This is a genomic window from Nocardia sp. NPDC055002, assembly GCF_053608825.1.
This window is the reverse complement of the sequence record NZ_JBSGWE010000005.1, coordinates 417,990-438,685: the sequence shown is the minus strand read 5'-3', so window position 1 is coordinate 438,685 and position 20,696 is coordinate 417,990. Positions and strand designations below refer to the sequence as shown.

Here is a 20,696-nt window from a genome sequence, read left to right as displayed (position 1 = left end):
ACCATCTGACAGCTATCCGGGCGTCGCAGGTCAGGGTTTGTTGGACATGGCGGCGATGAGGGAGTTGGGGCGCATGTCGAGCCAGTGGGATTCCACGTAGTGGAGACAGGAGGTTCGGGGGGCGGCGCCGAAGGCTACCGACCAGCCGCCGGGGACGGCGGCGAAGGTGGGCCAGAGGGAGTGTTCGCCTTCGGTGTTGACCAGGACGTAGAACTGGGCGTTGTCGTCGTCGAACGGGTTGGTCATGGGGTGGCCTTTCCGAGGAGGGTGCCGAGGTGGGCTAATGCTGCCGGGGTGCCTTCGATTTCGTGGTGGGCGAGCTCGCTCGTGCGGAAAAGGCGGTCGCTGTGGCTGGTGCGGGCGGGCGTGAAGTGGGGGGTGAAGTCGGTGGTGGTGACGCCGTAGGCGGCGATGAGGGCGGCTAACCGGGTGGGGTCGGGCGGTTCGGTGAGAACGACGGTCGCGCCGACCCGCAGGGGAAGCAGGTAGCCGTGCCAAGCGGTGGCGTCACCGGTATGGGATTGGTGCAGATAGACATCGCGAGTGGTGAGGTGGTGGCGGGCCTGCATGGCGGTGACCCGGTGCACGGCGGCGGCATGGCTGATAGTGACGCTGTGCGTTGCGCCGGGAGGGAACAGCACGAAGGCGGGGTGCTGCGGCAGGATCGGGGCGCGATGTTCGCCGCGGGCGATGGGTTCGCTCGAATAGCTGGACAGAGATGCCCGATCGATCGTCACCGTCGGGATGTCGTAGGTGCCGAGGTGCTCGCGGGCGGCGATGGTCAGGGCCAGCGCCGGGTTGACGATCAGTGGGAGCCGGGGGTTCGCTGTGTCGATCGGCACCACGGTCCCACCGGCTTTGAGGACCGCGTATGCCGCGACCACGAACTCGACGGAACGCGGGACATCCACGAGCACAGCCGATTCCGGGCCGATGCCGAGCGCGGTCAGATGCCGGGCGAGCTGATTGGTGCGCCGGTCGAGATCACCGTAGGTGATGATCGCGGTCGGGCCGTCGGTCGGCGCATGGACGACGGCCGGGTCGAAAGGGGTTGCGGCAGCTTGGGCTTCGAACTCGTCGAGCAGCAGTTCGTCGGCGAGCCCGGTCGCGCGGGCGTAGGGCCCGTCGTCGATGCGGCCGACGAATTCGATCTCGGCCGTCCAGGCATCGCCCGGGGGCCTGCGCCGCACGAGGTCGCCGGTGGCGAACATGCGGTCGTCCACCGGACCGATGGGGTTCGCGAGGAAGGTCGCCGCGGTGGCCTGTCTGCCGACGTACCCACGCGCCAATTGCACACCGGAGACGTAGAGTTCGCCGATCTCGCCGTCGGCGACCGGGCACAGGTGCTCGTCGAGGATCAGCAGTTCGACATCGTCGGCGGCCGATCCGAACGGAACCACCTCCAGGTCGGCGCCGGTCACCTCGTGCGCGACGAACTCGCCCGCCGTCTCGGGCCTGCCGTAGACGTGCCACAGGGTCGCGCCGCTCACCGCGCGCAAGGCGGCGGCGGTTTCCGCGAGCAGTGGCCCACCCGAGCCGAGCACCACGCGCAGCGAGTCCAGACGCTCTTCGGCATCGGGCAGTGCTGCCAGCTCGGCGAGCTCGACATGATCGAAACAGGCTGCGGTCACTTGTGTTTCGGCGATTGCGTCGGCGAGCACCGCCGACGGCGAGACCACCAGCGTGGCGCCGGTTTGCAACGCGAGCAGCATCTCCCCGACCGCCGCCTGGCCTGCCAGCGGTGCGTGCCAGAGCACCGAGTCGCCGACGCCGACACCGCAGAGGCGCTGGCGCCAGCTCGAATTGGCCTGCGCCGCGCGATGTCCGACGACGACGGCGGTCGCAGCAACGACATCGACGACCAGGTAGGCGGGGTTGTCCGCGCCCGGCCCCGGTAGCTCATCGGGGGTGACATCGACCGTGGCGTCGGTGTGCACGACCGGGAACCCGGCGGGGTGCGGTGTTCCGTCGCTGGTGAGGATCAGGACGGGCGCAGCCAGCGCGACAGTGCGTCGTTGCACGTCACCGGGGGCGGCGGGGTCGAGCAGCACGAACGCGCCACCGGCGGCGAGCACCGCGTGCACCGCGACCACCAACTCCACCGAACGCGGAAGCGACACCGCCACAGTGGTTTCGGGTCCGACACCGTGCTCGAGGAGAGCAGCGGCCAACGCATCGACTCGCTCGGCCAGTTCGCCGTAGGTGAGACCGGTTTCGCCGTCGCGCACCGCGAGGAGGTCGGGTTCGCGGTCGGCGTAGGTGGAGAAGGCGGCGAGCAGGGTCGCCGGGTCACGTGGTCGATCGCCGTCCAGGTCACGCAGGAGCGCGGCGAGGGTGGCAGCGGTCGTGACCGAATCCGTGTGCGACATCAGAGTTGTCCTTCCGAGTCGTCAACCGACGCTGTCCCGGCGATTACCGCGGCCGCATCGGTCACCAGTGTTTGCAGAGTCGAAGTGAGACCGGCCGCGCCGAGTGCGGCGAGCACGCCGGGCACGAGGCCGGCCAGCGCGACGTTCACCAACGCTTCAGGTTTCATCTTCGCGCCCATCGCCCTGCTCACCGCGGCGAGCTTGGCGTCGAGTGCTCTGTAGGAGATGGCGTGCTCGCCGTGGGTGAATGCCACGGTCGCCGGCGCGAGCCGAGCTGCCGAGCCGACGAGGCCCGGAAGATCGGCGATTGTGTAGGTGGTCGGGGTCTTCTCCGCATCGGTGCGCAGGTCGATCGCGCGCACCGCCACGGTGGGGTCGGCGGCGACGGCGGTGAGTACCTTGCGGAATCGCTCGGCCATGGTCCGGACCGTCGACGCGTCGAACAGGTCGGTGGCGTAGCCGAAGTGGACGTCGAGGCCGTCCAGCGCGCCGTCGTCGCGATAGCGCTGCAGGGCGGTGAGGTGCAGGTCGAATTTGGCTTCGGTGAGTCCGGGGTCCAAGGTCTGGACGTGGAGGCCGGGGAGCTCGATACCGCCTGGCGGCATGTTCTGGAAGGTCAGCATCACCTGGAACAGCGGGGTGTAGGCGCCGGTGCGGGCGCGACCCACGGCATCGACCACCTGCTCGAACGGAACGTCGGCATGGGACAGCGCGGCCAGGTCGCGGCGCTTCGCCTGGGTGAGCAGGTCGGTGAACGGTGCGCGGGCGTCGACCTCGGTGCGCAGGGCGACGGTGTTGACGAACATGCCGACGAGGTCGTCGAGTTCGCGGGCGCCACGACCGGAGACCGGTGCGCCGATGGTGATGTCCGCGCTGCCGGATTGCTTGGCCAGCAGCACTGCCAGCGCGCTGTGGATCAGCGTGAACAGGGTGGTTCCGTTGGCGCGGGCCACGTCGTCGAGGCGGGTGGTGAGCGTGGAATCGATGTCGAATTCGATCGTCGCGCCGCGCATTTCACGACGGGCCGCGCGCGGGCGGTCTGTCGGCAGCGCCAGTAGTTCGGGTGCGCCGGCGAGCTCGCGGGTCCAGTAGGCGAGCTGCTGGGTGAGCACACTGCCGGGGTCGGACTCGGAGCCGAGCAGGTCGCGCTGCCAGGCACTGAAATCGCCGTACTGGATCGTCAGGGGGGACCAGCCCGGTTCGCGCCCCTGGCTGCGATCCACGTAGGCGCGCACCAGGTCCCGGGTGAGCGGGTCGATCGAGTATCCGTCCGCGCTGATGTGGTGCACCACGACGACTAGGACGTGGTCGTTGTCGCCGAGGCGATAGAGGGCGACCCGGATCGGGGGCGCGGCGGTGATGTCGAACGGCTGGGCGACGAGTGCCGCGATCCGGGTTTCGACATCGGCGGGCGCCACGGGGAGGGGGGTGAGGTCGACAGCGGCGGACCAGGCGGGCATCACCTGCTGGATCGGGCCGTCGGCGGTGTCCGGGTAGCGGGTGCGCAGGGTGTCGTGGCGGGCCAGCAGGTCGGCGACGGCCGCCTGCAGGGCGGGTAGGTCGAGCTCGCCGGTCAGTCGGATGGCGGCCGGGATGTGATAGGCCGAGGACTGCGGCGAGAGCTGGTGCAGCACCCACATGCGCTGCTGCGCGGGCGAAAGCACCGCGGGACCTTCCCCGGTGCGCTTGGTCAGCGGGGGGCGGGCGATGGAGCGATCGGCGGTGGCGAGGTGTGCGGCCAGTGCGCCGACTGTCGGTGCGTCGAAGACCGCGGCCACCGCGACGTGGACGCCGAGCGCGGCGCCGAGGCGGGCAGCCAGGCGGGTCGCCATCAGCGAGTTGCCGCCGAGGGCGAAGAAGTCGTCGTCGAGCCCGGCGGCCGCGCAGCCGATCACCTCGGTGAACGTCTGGGCGACAAGCTGTTCGACCGCGGTGACCGGAGCGCGGAAGGCCGCTTCGGCGAACTGCGGTGCGGGCAGCGCCTTCCGGTCGACTTTGCCGTTGGCGTTGAGGGGCAGCGCGTCGAGCACCACCAGCGCGGCCGGAACCATGTAGGCGGGCAGGTCGGCGGCGAGTTCTCCGCGCAGGCGGGCGGCGATGGCGGGCTCGCTGCCCGGGACCAGGTCCGCGACCGCCGCGTAGGCGATCAGGCGGGCGCCCGCACGCTCGTCGGTCGTGGCGAGCGCGACTGCCGCCCGGACATCGGCGCAGCGCAGCAGCGCTGTTTCGACCTCGCCGAGTTCGATGCGGAAGCCACCGATCTTGACCTGGAAGTCGGCGCGTTCGAGGTATTCGACCGTGCCGTCGGCGCGCCGACGGACGATGTCGCCGGTGCGATACATCCGCGAGCCGGTGTCGGCGAAGGGGTTCGCGACGAACCGGTCGGCGGTGAGGGCGTGGCGCCCGTGGTACCCGCGGGCGAGCTGATCACCGGACAGATAGAGCTCGCCCGCGACGCCGATCGGGACCGGATGCAACCGGGCGTCGAGGACGTAGAGCGCGCTGTTCCAGACGGGAGTACCGATCGGCACGACGTGCGATAGATCCTGCGCCACTTCGTATTCGGTGATCGAGACGGCCGCCTCGGTCGGGCCGTACAGGTTGTGCAGGACGGCGGTGGTGCCGACGGCACGGAACTCGGTGGCCGTCGCCGCGGGCAGTGCTTCACCGATCGCGAGGACGGCGCGCAACGAAACAGGCAGTGCGGGGGTCGCTTCGGTGGCCAGGAGCATGCCGACGAGCGAGGGAACGGCATGCAACACCGTGACGCCGTGCCGGGTCATGGTGGCGCGCAGGCGGTCCGGGTCGCGTTCGTCGCCGGGGCGGGTGACGATCAGGGCACCGCCGGAGGTGAGAGGTGACCAGAACTCCCAGACCGAGAGGTCGAAGGTGGCGGGGGTCTTCAGCAGCACCCGGTCGGCGGCGGTCATGGTGAAGCGCTCGCGCAGCCAGCCGAGCTGGTTGACGATCGCGGCGTGCGGGACGGTGACGCCCTTGGGCACGCCCGTGGAGCCGGAGGTGAAGATGATGTACGCGGGATGCTCGGGGCGCAGCGGGGCGATGCGCTCGGCATCGGTCACCGGCTCCGTCGACAGTTCCCGCAGCGCACGGTGATCCAGCTCGAAGACCGGAACGTCCACGGCGATCGGCAGTCCGTCGGCGGCTGTGGTGAGCACGCACAGGGGCGCCGCGGTGGTGACGATGTAGGCGATACGGTCGGCCGGGTGGTCGGGGTCGATCGGCACGTACGCGCCGCCCGCCCGGACTACTGCGTGCATGGCGATGACGAGGTCGATGCCGCGGCGCATGGCCAGTACGACGGTGCGCTCCGGGCCGACTCCCTCGGCGATCAGGAGCCTGGCGACCTGGTTGACCTGTGCGTCGAAGGTGGCGTAATCCAGGGACTCGCCGGTTTCGCCGTCTACCAGCGCGAGCGCGTCGGGAGTCAGGTCGGTCTGGCGGGCGACCAGTTCGGCGAGGGTGGTGGACTCGACGGGACGGGCGGTGTCGTTCCATGTCCCGAGCAGCAGCTCGCGGTCGGCACCGAGCATGTCGAGGTCACCGATGGCGGTCTCCGCCGCACCGCTGACGGATGCGAGGATCCGGCACAGCTGACCGGCGAAGCGTCCGGCGGTTTCGGCGTCGAACAGATCGGTGGCGTAGCCGAGGGCCATCTCGATTCCCGCCGGGGTGCCATCCGCGGTGTAGTTGTCCAGGGCGAACAGATGCAGGTCGAACTGCGCGACACCGGCATCGAATTCGACAGCGGAGACGGACAGGCCGGGAAGTTCGAGCTGGGCGCGGTCGTGGTTCTGGAACGAGTAGCCGACCTGGAACAGCGGGTGTCGCGCGGTGGAGCGGGCGGGGTTGAGCACCTCGACCAACCGCTCGAACGGCACATCGGCGTGCGAGAACGCGGCGATGTCGGCGGCACGCGCGGTGGCGAGCAGCGCGGTGAACGGGGCGTCGCTCACGACCGGGGTCCGCAACACCAGGGTGTTGACGAACATGCCGATGACTTCGTCGAGCTCGGCTTCGCCGCGGCCCGCGTTCGGGGTACCGACGGCGATGTCGGCGGTGCCGGAGATGCGGGCCAGCAGGGCCGCGAACGCCGCGTGCACCACCATGAACAGGGTGGCGCCGTTGTCGCGCCCGAGCGCGCACAGCGCGGCGTGCAGGTCGGCGTCGACGGTGAAACTCACCTTGTCGCCGCGCAGGGTCTGGCGGGCGGGGCGAGGACGGTCGGTCGGCAGGGCAAGCTGATCGGGAAGTCCGGCGAGCTGGGTCTGCCAGTAGCCGACCTGCTGGGCGGCGAGGGATTCCGGGTCGGCTTCGTCGCCGAGCAGGTCACGCTGCCACAGCGCGTAGTCGGCGAATTGCACGGCGGGCGGGGCCCAGCCGGGGGCGGTGTCGGCGAGCCGGGCGGTATAGGCCCGCATGAGGTCGGCGACGAAGGGGGCGATCGAGGAACCGTCGGCGGCGATGTGGTGCAGGACGCCGGCCAGCACGAATTCGGTGTCGTCCACCTGGAACAGCCGCAGGCGTACCGGAATCTCGGTGGTGACGTCGAAGGTGGTCTCGGCCAGCTCGCGAATCGCGGCGGGAAGCGCTGCCTCGCCGGTCGCTACCGGTGTGAGCGTTTCGCCCATGGCCGCTTCGGCGTTCACCGGTGGAGCCAGCGCCGGCATCGCTTCGGCGGCAGCGACGATCGACTGCACGGGGGTGCCGTCGACTTCCGGGTACACGGTGCGCAGCGATTCGTGGCGCGCGACCACGTCGGCCATCGCGGCGCGCAGCGCGGTGACGTCGAGCGCCCCACTCAGGCGCAGCGCGAACGGGATGTTGTAGGCCACCGAGGCGCGGTCGAAGCGGTTGAGGAACCACATCCGCTGCTGGGCCGGCGACAGCGGGAGCAGGTCGGGGCGGGCCCGGCCGACCAGCGCGGGGCGATCGACCTTCGACTGGGCGTCGATCGCGGCGGCCAGTTCGGCGACGCTCGGCGCCTCGAACAGCGTCCGTACACCCACGCGCCGGTCGAGCGCGGCGCCGATGCGGGCCACGGCCTTGGCTGCCAGCAGCGAGCTGCCGCCGAGGGCGAAGAAGTCGTCGTCGGCGCCGATCGGCTGATCGTCGGCACGGCCGAGCACCTCGGCGTACACGGCCGCGATGATCTGCTCGGTGACGGTGGTCGGCCTGCGGTAGGTGGTGGTCTCGAAGACGGGGGCGGGCAGGGCCGCGCGATCGAGCTTGCCGTTGACCGTGAGCGGAATGCGCTCCACCGCCACGACGGCCGCCGGGAGCATGTGCTCGGGCAGGGTGCGCGCCAGCTCCTTGCGCAGGGCGGCGGTGTCGAGGTGGGCGAACTCCCCGACCACGTAGGCCACGATGCGCGGCTCGTCGACGAGGTCGGTCCGCACCAGCACGGCGACTTCGCGAGGCACGATCGAGCTGTGCAGCAGCGCCGCTTCGATCTCGCCGAGCTCGACGCGGAAGCCACGGAGGTTGACCTGCTGGTCGGCGCGGCCGAGGTATTCGAGGTCGACGTGCGTGGCGCGCGACGACGCGAGCGCCTCGGTGGCGTCGTCGGCCACGACCGTCCAGCGGGCGAGGTCACCGGACCGGTAGGCGACGGATCCGGGAGGACCGTAGGGGTCGGCGACGAAGCGGCTCGCGGTCAGGTCGGGTCGGCCCAGGTAGCCGCGCGCCAATTGCGGTCCGGAGACGTAGATTTCGCCGGGAACGCCGAGCGGGACGGGGCGCAGGCGCGAATCCAGCACGCGCACTGTGAGTCCCGCGAGAGCACCGCCGATCACGCTCGCCGAGCCGGTGTGCGGGGTGATCTCCCGGTAGGAGGCGTGGACGGTGGTCTCGGTGATGCCGTACATGTTCACCAGGCGGGGCGAGTCCGGGTAGCGGGCGAACCAGCCGGCGAGACGTTGCGGTTCGAGCGCCTCGCCACCGAAGATCACTGTGCGCAGGGCGTATTCGGTGGGCGCGGGGGCGGCCAGGTCGGCGGCGATGAGCTGGTAGAACGCGGACGGCGTCTGGTTGAGAACGGTGACGCGTTCGGTGCGGAGCAGTTCGCGGAACTGTTCGGGCGAGCGGGAGGTGAAGTAGTCGACGAGAACGATCGAGGCGCCGTGGAGCAGGGCGCCCCACAGTTCCCACACCGAGAAGTCGAAGGCGTAGGAGTGGAACATCGTCCACACGTCGGACGGTCCGAAGCCGAAGCGCCGCGCGGTGTTGTCCAGCAGCGCGATGACATTAGTGTGCGGGACGACCACACCTTTGGGGCGGCCGGTCGAGCCGGAGGTGTAGATGACGTAGGCGGTGTTGGCGGGAGCCAGCGGCGTACGCCGGTCCGCGTCGGTCAGCGCTTCGGTGCCGAAGTCGGACAGGTTTTCCGCGCCGGGATCGATGACCGGACCACCGAACCAGTCGTGCGCCAGGCCGGTGTCGTCGTTGGTGATCGCGCACTGCGGGCGAGCGTCGTCCAGGACGTATTCGATGCGATCGGCGGGGTAGTTGGGGTCGATCGGCAGGTAGCCCCCGCCCGCCTTCAGCACGGCGAGCAGCGCGACCGGCAACTCCACCGACCGCGGCAGCGCCACCGCTACCAGCGATTCCGGGCCGACGCCCGCGGCGACGAGTCGGCGGGCCAGACGGTTGGACCAGGCGTCGAGCTCGCCGTAGGTCAGCGTGCGCTCGCCCGCTTTCACCGCGATGGCGGTGGGGTCGAGGGCGGCGACGCGGGCGAACCGGTCCACCATGGTGTCGGCGGCGGCCACCGATTCGCCGGTGGACGACCACTCGTGCAGGGTGCGCTGCTGTTCTTCGGCGCTGAGCAACTGGATATCGCCCACCACGACGGTCGGGTCGGCGACGACCGCGGCCAGCACCTGGGTGAAGCGACGGGCCAGCACCGCGACGCTGCCCTCGTCGAACAGATCGGTGGCGTAGGCGATCTCGACGGCCATGCCGTTCGCGCGACCGTCGATGTCGTCGGATTCGCCGAGGGTGAACTGCAGGTCGAACTTCGCCACGGCGGCATCGAAATCGAGGGGTTGCACGCGCAGGTCCGCGGCTTCCAGCGCGGGGACGGTGAAGTTCTGTAGCGCCAGCGCCACCTGGAACAGGGGGTGGCGGTTGCGGGCTCGCGCCGGGTCGATGGCATCGACGACCTGCTCGAACGGGACGTCGGCGTGCGAGAGGGCGTCGAGATCGCCCGCACGGACGGCGTCGAGGGTGGTTTCGAATTCGGCGCGCGGGTCGATCTGGGTGCGCAGTACCAGGGTGTTGACGAACATGCCGATCAGCCCGTCGAGGGCGGCCTCGCCGCGGCCGGCGACCGGTGTGCCGATGGCGATGTCGCTGCCGCCGGACAGGCGGGCCAGCAGGACCGCGAGCGCGGCGTGCACCGTGCTGAACAGGGTGGCCTCGTGCTTGCGGGCCAGTTCGCGCAGTTCACTGTGCAGATCGGAGTCGATCTGGAAGCGGTGGACGGCGCCGCGGAAGGTGGACTCGGCGGGGCGGGGACGGTCGGCGGGCAGGTCGAGCTGCTCGGGGAGACCGGCGAGGCCATGGCGCCAGAACGCCAGCTGGGTATGTGCGAGCGACCCGGGATCGGTTGTCTCGCCCAGGTTTTCGTGCTGCCAGAGGGCGTAGTCGGCGTACTGGACGGGCAGCGGCGTCCAGGTGGGGGTGGTGCCCGCGTGACGGGCGGCGTAGGCCGCCATCAGGTCGGCGGCCAGCGGGCCGAGCGAGAAACCGTCGGCGGCGATGTGGTGGACCACCAGGACCAGCACGTGGTCGGTGTTCAGCGCGAACAAGGCCGCGCGGAGCGGGATCTCGGCGGTGAGGTCGAATCGGACCGCGGCGCACGCCAGCAGGCGTTCGGGCAGTTCCGTCTCGGTGATCGCCTCGGGCCGCAGCGTGATTACTGCGGCCTCCGAGATCACCTGTTCGGCGCCCTCCGGCCCCTCCGGGTAGCTGGTTCGCAAGGTTTCGTGCCGGGCGACCACATCGGCGAGGGCGGCTTCGAGGGCGGCGAGGTCGAGGTCGCCGGTGAGCCGCAGCGCGACCGGGATGTTGTCGACAGCGTCGCCGATGCCGTCGACATCGGCGAGGTAGCGATTGAGGAACCACATCCGGCGCTGCGCCGCGGACAGCGGAATCTGCCGGGGCCGTTCCCGCGTGGTGAGTTCGAGCCGCCCGCCGGTGCCGCGCAGGGCGGTGCACCGGTCGGCCAGATCGGCCACCGTCGGTGCGTCGAACAGCAGCCGGACCGGGATCTGGGTGTCGAGGGCGGCGCCGAGACGGGCGGCGACCTGGGTGGCGTTGAGGGAGTTGCCGCCGAGGGCGAAGAAGTCGTCGTCGAGACCGACTTCGCGGTCGGCGGGGAAGCCGAGCACCGAGGCGAAGGTGGCCGCGACGATGCGAGCGACCTCGGTGGACGGCGCGCGGAAGACGGCCGCCTCGAAACTCGGTGCGGGCAGCGCCTTTCGATCGAGCTTGCCGGACGAGTTGAGCGGGAACTCGTCGAGGACGACGAAAGCCGCGGGGACCATGTAGGCGGGCAGGGTGCGGATGAGCGTGGACTTCACCGCATCCACGTCGACGTGCTGTGTGGCGACGAGATAGGCGACCAGGGTGTCGTCGCGGACGATCACCGCGGCCTGGGTGATCTCGGCAACCCCGGAGAGTACGGCTTCGATCTCGCCGAGTTCGATGCGCAGACCACGCAGCTTCACCTGGAAGTCGGTGCGGCCCAGATACTCCAGCTCGCCGGCCGACGTCCAGGTGGCTAGGTCACCGGTGCGGTACATGCGCTCGGCGGAGGTGAACGGGTTGGCGACGAAGCGGTCGGCGGTGAGGTCGACGCGGCCCGCGTAGCCGCGAGCGAGCTGGGCGCCCGCCAGGTACAGCTCGCCGGCCACGCCGACGGGGACCGGGCGCAGGCGGCCGTCGAGGACGTAGACCTGGGTGTTGTGCACCGGCGCACCGATCGGGACCGTGACGGTGTCGGCGTCGATCACCTCGTGGAAGGTCACGTCCACCGCGGCCTCGGTGGGGCCGTACAGGTTGTGCACAGCCGTCCCCGTGAGCCGGCGCAGCAGCTGGGCGGGCGCGGGCGCCAGCGCCTCGCCGGAGGCGAACACCAGACGCAGCGATGCGCAGTCCCCGGCGGTCCGTGTGTCACCGGCGTGCGCACCGTCGAGCACCGCGACGAAGACCGACAGCATCGACGGGACGAAGTGGGCGACGGTGATCTGCTCGTCGGCGATCAGCCGGATCAGATAGGCGGGGTCGCGGTGACCGTCCGGGCGGGCGAGCACGAGCCGGGCACCGATCTGCAAGGGCCAGAAGAACTCCCAGACCGAGACGTCGAAGGTGGCCGGGGTCTTCTGCAGCACGGCATCGTCGGGGGTGAGCCGGTAGGCGTCCTGCATCCACACCAGACGGTTGACGATCGCGGCGTGGGAGACGACTACGCCCTTGGGCTTGCCGGTGGAGCCGGAGGTGAAGATCAGGTAGGCGGCGTTGTCCCGGGTCAGGGTGGCCAGCCGGTCGGCGTCGGTGATCGGCTCGGCCGAGTAGTCGGTGGCGTCGATCTGCTCGAGATCGAGCACCGCGCGCTGTTCGCCCGCCTGCTCCAGGCCGGTGAGGTCGAGGTCGTCGCTGCGGCGGGTCAGGACGCAGACCGGGTCGGCGGCGGCGATCACCTGGGCGATGCGCTCGGCGGGGTGCTCCGGGTCGAGGGGCACGTAGGCGCCACCGGCGGCGATGACGGCGTACATGGCCACGACCGATTCGATGGAACGGCGCATGCCGAGAGCCACGGTGCGTTCGGGGCGGACGCCGATCGAGATCAGCAGGCGGGCAAGGCGATTCACTGCCTCCGCGAACTCGGAATAGCTCAGCGATTCGCCCTCGAGGGTCACCGCGGTCGCGTCCGGAGTGCGTTCGGCCTGCGCCGCGAACAGCGAGGCCAGCGTCATGCGTTCGTCGACCGGGTACTCGGTGGCGTTCCAGGTGCCGAGTACGCGAGTACGCGCGTCGGCGTCGAGGAGGTCGATGTCGCCGATCACGACGTTGGGATCGGCGGTCACCGTATTCAGCGTCCGCAGGAAGCGGGCGCCGAAATCTGTGATGGTCTGCGCGTCGAAGAGCTCGGTCGCGTACTCGAAGCGGGCGAGCAGGCCGTCGGTGGTCTCGCACAGCGTGAGGTGCAGATCGAATTTGGCTGTGTGGGTATCGATCTCGATCTCCGAGGCGGTCAGGCCCGCGAGTTCGAGTTCGGTTCGGGAGTTGTTCTGGAAGTCGAGCATCACCTGGAACAGCGGGTGCCGGGCGGTCGATCGCTCGGGGTTGAGCACCTCCACGAGCCGGTCGAAGGTGACGTCGGCGTTGGCGAGGGCGCGCAGGTCGCTGTCGCGAACGGTGCCGAGCAGTTCGGCGAAGGTGGCGTCGGGGCGGATCCGGGTGCGCAGCACGAGCGTGTTGACGAACATGCCGACCAGGTCGTCGAGCGCCTGGTCACCGCGGCCGGCGACCGGTGTGCCGATCGAGATGTCCTGCTGACCCGACAGTTCGGCGAGGGTGGTGGCGAAGGCGGTGTGCAGCACCATGAACAGCGAGGCATTGGCTCGCGCACCGATGCCGCGCAGCCGTTCGACGATCTCGGCGGGCACCGTGAACGCCTGACGCGCACCGCGACCCGAGGCCACGGCCGGGCGCGGTCGATCGCTCGGCAGCGAGAGCAGGTCGGGCAGGTCGGCCAGTTCCGCCGTCCAGAACGCGAGCTGGCGCGACAGGGCGGATTCGGCGTCGTCCTCGGCGCCGAGCGCATCGCGCTGCCAGAGGGCGAAGTCGGCGTACTGCACCGGCAGCGGCGTCCACTGGGGCGCGGCCGCGGCCAGGTGGGCGGCGTAGGCGACCATCACATCGCGGGTCAGCGGCGCGACGGACCAGCCGTCGGCGGCGATGTGGTGCAGCACGAGAACCAGAACGTGCTCGTCGGTGTCGGTGTGCAGCAGGTGCAGGCGGACCGGGGGTTCCTGGTCCACCGCGAACGGGACGGCGGCCAGCGCGCGGATCCGGCTGCCGAGGTCGACCGGGGCGATCGCGCGCGGTTCGAGGGCGATCGTCAGCTGGTCGGCGTCGAGCACCTGCTGGAACGGGATGCCGTCGACGGCGGGGTAGCGCGTCCGCAGCGCCTCGTGCCTGGCGAAGACCGCGGCGACGGCCGCGTTCATCGCGGCGTAGTCGATGACGCCGGTGAGGCGGATGGCGGCGGCGATATTGTCGGCGACCGATTCGGCGTCGAACTGGTTCAGGAACCACATGCGCTGCTGCGCGTAGGACAGCGGAATCCGGTCCGGTCGTTCGCCTGCCACCAGCGCGGGCCTCGGCGCGACCGCGTCGGCGGTGCCGAGCAGGGCGGCGAGCGCGGTGACGGTCGGCGCCTCGAACAGCGACTTCAGCGAGATCGTGCGGCCGAGTGCGGTGCCGAGGCGGGACACCACCTGGGTGGCGACGAGCGAGTTGCCGCCGAGGGCGAAGAAGTCGTCGTCGGCGCCGATCCGCGCGGCACCGAGCACCTCGCCGAAGACCTGGGCCACCACGGACTCGGTCCCGGCGGCGGGCGCGCGGAAGGAACGCGCGGCGAACACCGGCTCCGGCAGGGCCTTGCGGTCGAGCTTGCCGTTGGGGGTGAGCGGCAGGGCATCGATCACCACGAACGCGGACGGCACCATGTGCGCGGCGAGGGTGCCGCGCAGGGCGGCGGCGATCGCATCGATCGGCTCGCCGGCCTCAGCGGTGGGCACGACATATGCGATGAGCTGATCGCCTCGGTGCGGGTCGGCGCGCACCAGCACCGCGGCCTGGCGGACCGAGGGCTGGGCGAGCAGGGCGGATTCGACTTCGCCGAGTTCGATGCGGAAACCCCGGAGTTTGACCTGGTCGTCGTTGCGGCCCAGGTAGTCGAGGGTGCCCTCCGGAGTCCAGCGGACCAGGTCTCCGGTGCGGTACATGCGCTCGGACGACGCCCACGGGCAGGCGACGAAGCGGGTCGCGGTGAGGGCGGCGCGGGAGCGATAGCCGCGCGCGAGCTGGGCACCCGCGACGTACAGCTCGCCCGCGACGCCGACAGGGACCGGCCGCAGCCGGGAGTCGAGGACCCACTGGGTGATGCCGCGCAGCGGCGTGCCGAGGGTCAGCGGGGAATCGGCGGTGAGCGGGGCGCTGATGTTAGTGGCGACCGTGGTCTCGGAGGGGCCGTAGGCGTTCACGAACGCGCGGGGAACGGGTCCGGCGGTCCAGCGGGCGATCAGGTCGGGCGGGCAGGCTTCGCCGCCGACCATCACCATGCGAAGGGCGTCGAGCGGGGTGGGGTCGAGCACGGACAGGCCGGACGGGGTCATCAGGGCGTGCGTGACGCGCTGTTCCGAAAGCAGTTGGGCCAGTTCGGCTCCCACATGACGCCCGTGCGGGGCGATCACCAGGGTCGCGGCGGAATTCACCGCGAGCAGCAATTCCATCACCGAGATGTCGAAGGACGGCGACCCGACCTGGAGGACGCGGGCGTCGGCGGTGCCGAACATGCGCGCGGTCTCCTCGGCGGCGAAACCCGCGATACCCGCCTGGGTGACGAGCACACCCTTGGGCAGGCCGGTCGAGCCGGAGGTGTAGATGACGTAGGCGAGGTGCTGGGCGCGCAGAGGCCGCACGCGGTCGAAGTCGATGACGGGATCGCTGGAACGCCCGGCGCATTCGGCCATCAGCTTCAGCTCGTCGAGGGCCAGCCAATCGAGCGGACCGGGCAGCGCGGACAGCGACTCGGACACTGTAAGACCAAGTCGGGCACCGGAATCGGTCACCATATGGGTGATCCGATCGAGCGGGTAGCTCGGGTCGACGGGCAACCAGGCGGCACCGGACTTGGCGATCGCCCACACCGCGAGAACCGACTCGATGGAGCGGGGGATGCCGACGGCGATCACGTCGTCGGGGCCGACGCCGCTGTCGATGAGGACCCTGGCCAGGCGTGACGACGCCCGATCGAGTTCGCGGTAGGTGAGGGTGCGGTCGCCGTCGGTGACGGCATCGCGATCCGGGTCGGCGGCGACCGCGCCGGCCAGGAGGTCGGGTAGCAGACCGGTGGCGGTGACCGGTGCGCCGCGCATGCCGGTGAGCTGGGAGTGTTCGGTCGCCGACAGCAGCGGTAGGTCACCGACCGCGGTGTTCGGCGCGGCGACGGCCGCGGCGAGTAGCCGCACGAAACGGGCACCGAGGGCGCGCATCTCGGACTCGTCGAACAGGTCGGCGGCGTACAGGGTGACGGCGTCGATACCTGCGGGTTCGCCTGCGGCATCGCGTCGTTCGGCGAGGGTGAGCTGTAGGTCGAACTTGGTGATATCGAGCTCGATCTCGCGCACCGTCACCGGCGAGCCCACCAGGTCGAAGGTGGTGTCGAGGACCGCCTGGAAGTTCAGCGCCACCTGGAACAGCGGGTGCCGGGACTGCGAGCGGGCCGGGTTGACCACGTCGACCAGACGATCGAAGGGAACGGTGGCGTGCGCGAAGGCGGCCAGGTCGGTTTCGCGGGTGTGCTCGAGCGCGGCGACGAAGCTCGCGGCGGGGTCGACCTCGGTGCGCAGCACCAGGGTGTTGACGAACATGCCGATCAGGTCGTCGATGGCGCGGTCGCCGCGGCCGGCGACGCCGGTGCCGATGGCGATGTCGGTGGTGCCCGACAGGCGGGCGAGGAGCACCGACAGCGCGGTGTGCACAACCATGAACAGCGAGGCGCCTGCCCGCTGAGCCAGGTCGGCGAGCTGACGGTGCAGATCGGCGTCGATGGTGAAGGCGGTGCGGGCGCCGCGCATGCTCGGCTCGACCGGCCGACGGCGACTCGAGGGCAGCTCGAGCTGGTCGGGCAGACCAGCCAGGGTCCGCTCCCAGAAAGCGATTTCGCGGGAGGCCAGCGACTGCGGATCGGTTTCGGCACCGAGGAGCTCGCGCTGCCAGAGGGCGTAGTCCGCGTACTGCACGCTCAGCGGCGACCAGCCGGGCGCGACGCCGTCGGTGGCGGCACCGTACGCGGTGAGCACATCGCGGACGAGCACCTGCAGCGAAACACCGTCTGCCGCAATATGATGCAGCACGACAGCGAGAACACACTCCTGCGCCGCGACGCTCGATCGCCGCGGCGCCGAGTTGTCCACAGTTGTGTCGGCGGCCGGAACAACGAAGATCCCCGCACGCACCGGCGCTTCGCGTTCGAGGTCGAACCCGGCACGCGCGAATCGGGTCAGCTCCGCATCGAGGTCGGCGGCCGCCACTTCGATGGGGTCGCCGATGCGGACCAGCCCGGCATCGCGGACGACCTGCTCGGCCACCTCCCCACCGGGAGTGCCGACCGCGGGGAACACGGTCCGCAGCGCCTCGTGGCGCTCGATCACCGCGTGCAGGGCCGCGACCAGGGCGGGCAGATCGGCGGTGCCGCGCAGGCGGATGACGAACGGCATGTTGTAGCCGGGCGCCGAGGGATCGAAGCGGTTGAGGAACCAGATCCGTTGCTGCGCGGGCGACAGCGGGATCAGCGCCGGGCGGGGGCCCGCGGTGAGCACCGGGAGCTGGGCCGAGACGCCGGTGTCGTCGCGATCGGCGATGGCGGCGGCGAGGCGGGCGACGGTGGTCGCGCCGAACAGATCGCGCACGCCGAGGCGGCAGCCGAGGTCGGCGCCGAGGCGGGCCGCGACCTGGGTGGCGACCAGGCTGTTGCCGCCGAGGGCGAAGAAGTCGTCGTCGCGGCCGATGCGGTCGAGGCCGAGGACCTCGCCGAACACCCTGGCCACCGTCTGCTCCACCGGGCCGACCGGTTCGGCGTAGGTGACGACCGTGCGGGTGGGAGCGGGCAGGGCCTTGCGGTCCAGCTTGCCCGACGCGTTCACCGGAAGGGCTTCGAGCAGCACGAACGCCGCGGGCACCATGTAGGCGGGCAGCGCGCGCAGTGCGGTCTCACGCAGATCGTCGATCGACACCGAGCCCGGCTCGGCTTCCACGACGTAGGCGACCAACTGCTCGCCGACGCCCGCGTCGTCACGGACCAGCACTACCGCGCGCGCCGCGGCGTCCACGCTCTCCAACACGGACTCGATCTCGCCGAGCTCGATGCGCAGGCCGCGCAGCTTCACCTGGAAGTCGGTGCGCCCCAGGTATTCCAGCTCGCCGTTGGTGGTCCAGCGGACCATGTCACCGGTGCGGTACATCCGCTCACCCGGCAGTGGATGCGTGGCAGTGCTGCCGGAACCACCGTCGGGCAGCGCACGCCCGGAGTCGGCGGCGACCATCGCGGGCGCGGCGACGAAACGTCCGGCGGTGAGCTCGGGACGTCCTACATAACCCCGGGCGAGCTGTACCCCCGACAGATACAGCTCACCCGGAGCCCCGACCGGAACGGGCCGCAGCCGTGAGTCGAGAACATGGAGCCGGGTGTTGAACACCGGCGCGCCGATCGGCACCGTGACCCGGTCGCTGTCGTTCACCTCGTGGAAGGTGACGTCGACGGCGGCCTCGGTCGGGCCGTAGAGATTGTGCAGGCGAGCGCCCGTCAGCAGCCGCAGCCGCTGGGCAGGCGCGGCGGGCAAGGCCTCACCGGAGGCGAAGACCAGCCGCAGCGAGGTGTATTCGGCGATTTCCTGTTGGGCCAGAAACACTTCCAGCATCGACGGCACGAAATGTGCGACGGTGACGCCGTATTCGCTGATCACGTGGCGCAGATAGCCGGGATCACGGTGCCCGTCCGGCTCGGCGAGCAGCAGCGTCGCACCGATCTGCAAGGGCCAGAAGAACTCCCACACCGAGACATCGAAGGTCATCGGCGTCTTCTGCAGCACCACGTCGACCCCGTGCAGGCGGTAGGTGTGCTGCATCCAGACGAGGCGGTTCACAATCGCGGCGTGCTCGACCGCGACGCCCTTGGGCAGACCGGTGGAGCCGGAGGTGAAGATGACGTAGGCGGGATGGCCGGGGCGCAGCGGCGCGGTGCGGTCGGCATCGGTCAGCGGGGCGTCGTCGTAGCCGCTCAGATCGAGGGCGTCGACAGCCAGCACCGGCAGCCCGTCGACAGGCGCACCGTCGCGGGTGGTCGTGAGCACGGCCGCCGGGGCGGCGGTCGCGAGGATGTGGGCGATACGCTCGGCCGGATGATCCGGGTCGATCGGCACGTAGGCCGCGCCGGCGGCGAGCACCGCGTACATCGCCACCACCAGTTCGGGTGAACGCCGAATGCTCAGCGCCACCAGCGATTCCGGTCCGATGCCGTCCGCGCGCAGCCGCCGGGCCAGCCGATTGACGCGCTGCGCCAGCTCGCGATAGGTGAGGGTCGCGCCCTCGGAAGCCACGGCGGCGGCTTCCCGAACAGCGCCGGTGTGCGAGGACGTCGCCATCCGCACGGCCACGTCGTCGGGGGTGCGCGCGACCTGGGCCTCGAACATGGCGGGCAGCGTCGCGGCCCGCACCGAGCGCTCGGCCAGCGCGGCGTCGACATCGAATCGGGTGGAGTTCCAGATCCGGGTGCTGACCTGTAGCTCCAGCTCGGTCGCGACCTCGATCGCGCCGAGTGCGGTGTCGAGATCGGTGGCGGCCAGGCGCTCGAGGAAGCCGAGGAAGCGGGCGTGGTGCCTGGCCAGGGTGTCGGCGTCGTAGAGGTGCGGGTTGGCCTCGAAATCGACGTGCACCCGGTCGCGATCGCCGTAGTAGACGTTGAGACTCAAGTCTTCGATCGGACCGGTGGACAGCACCCGGTAGCGACCGGTGGTGGTGCCGAGGGTGAGGTCACTGCGGAAGAGCATGAAGTTGGCGAGCGGGCCGAACAGTGCGCGCCGGGCGGGGCGGCCGTCGTCCTCGGCGTCGCGGCGGATGTCCTCGGCGCGGTAACGCTGATGACGCAGCGCACCCGCCACCTCGACCCGGGCCGCGCGCAGCAGTTCACCCCAGGTGGCGGGTGATCCCGCCGCACCCGTGGGCAGTCGCAGCGGCACGATATTGGACAACATCCCCGCCGAGCGGCGCATGACCGCGGTGGTGCGGGCGGTGACGGGCAGGCTCAGTACCGCGTCCGGCCGGTCGGTGAGGCGGCCCAGATAGGCAGCGAAAGCGGCCAGCAGTACCGCGGAGATGGTCGAATCATCGCTGGCGGCAATGGTTTCCAGCCGATCGACCAGCTTTTCCGACAGGCGCCCGCCGGTCACCAGGTTGATCGCCGAACGCGGCGCGGTGCGGCCGTCGAGCGCGGTGGGGCTGTCCAGGCCCGCGATCCGCTGAGCCCAGTGCTCACGATCGCCGACGAATCGGGTGCTCTCGCGGTAGCGCTGTTCGCCTTCGACCAGCGCCGACAGTTCGCCGGGCACCACCTCGCGCGCCGGGGTACCGAGCATCCGCGCGGTGTAGAGCTCGGCGATGCGCTGGGAGTTGGTGAACGCGCCGTACCCGTCGAGCACGATGTGGTGGCCGCGCAGGTACCAGAACCAGCGGGTCTCGCCGACGCGCAGCACCGCGCCCGCCACCAGCCGGTCGGTGAGCAGGTCGATGGGGGCGCCGAATTCCGCGCGCATCCATTCCTGCGCGGCGGCCACGGGGTCGTCGTGGTGGCGCAGATCGATCAGCGGCAGCTCCTGCTCGACCGCGATGGTGTGGTCGACGTACTGGTGCGGGACACCGTCGAACTCGCCGATGCGCACCAGCGGCGAGCCGTAGGTGTGCGCGGCCTCGGCCGTAACCTGCTGCAGCACAGCGGCATCGAGCTCGCCGTCGATATCGACGTACTGGGCGATGGTGATCGGGACATCGGGGTCGAGCAGCTGTGCGTACCAGACACCCAGCTGGGCCGGGGTCAGCGGAAACGGCAGACCGACGACCCGTGCTTCCTGTGGTCGCGCACTGAACCCACCCAACTCCGTACCGTGCACCAGAGCCTCCTCGTATCGCGAAAGAACAGCAGATCGAATTGTTTTCGGGCAGCACGAATACACCTCGCGCAGCGAAAGATTCGATATGAACGCGGTGGGCGTGCCGCCACACTCGCGCAAGATCCCCGACAGATCATGTGGACGAGATCGACGACCTAGGGGTCGCCGAGGCAACGGACGCTGGGTCCGTCGCGGGTGCCTAGCTGTTGATCGTTCCTCCAACGGCTTTGTCAGTTACATCACATGGGTGCCTGTCCATGCAGTGCCGACAGTAGGCCCTCAGTTAATAAAAAGAAACTTTTTCCGCTAAAAAAATCGGTCGGCCGTCCAGTCTGTACCGATGGGTACCCAC

The 20,696-nt window shown here is 70.4% G+C and carries 3 protein-coding genes; all 3 read right to left on the bottom strand.

Annotation, left to right across the window (positions count from 1 at the left end):
• Positions 1 to 30 precede the first annotated feature (30 nt).
• The 3 genes from ACWF99_RS23280 to ACWF99_RS23270 are packed head-to-tail and all read right to left on the bottom strand — an operon-like array spanning position 31 to position 20,344.
• Positions 31 to 246, bottom strand: coding sequence for an MbtH family protein (locus tag ACWF99_RS23280; RefSeq protein ID WP_056814159.1), 216 nt, complete (start codon positions 244 to 246; stop codon positions 31 to 33).
• Complete coding sequence (locus ACWF99_RS23275; RefSeq protein ID WP_452537336.1) at positions 243 to 2,369, bottom strand: AMP-binding protein; 2,127 nt, start codon at positions 2,367 to 2,369, stop codon at positions 243 to 245. Before ACWF99_RS23275 ends, ACWF99_RS23280 begins: the two co-directional genes overlap by 4 nt.
• Positions 2,369 to 20,344 carry a non-ribosomal peptide synthase/polyketide synthase gene (locus ACWF99_RS23270; RefSeq protein ID WP_452537335.1) on the bottom strand — a complete coding sequence of 5,992 codons (17,976 nt, stop codon included), beginning with the start codon at positions 20,342 to 20,344 and terminating at the stop codon, positions 2,369 to 2,371. The genes ACWF99_RS23275 and ACWF99_RS23270 overlap by 1 nt, the downstream gene beginning before the upstream one ends.
• Positions 20,345 to 20,696 lie beyond the last annotated feature (352 nt).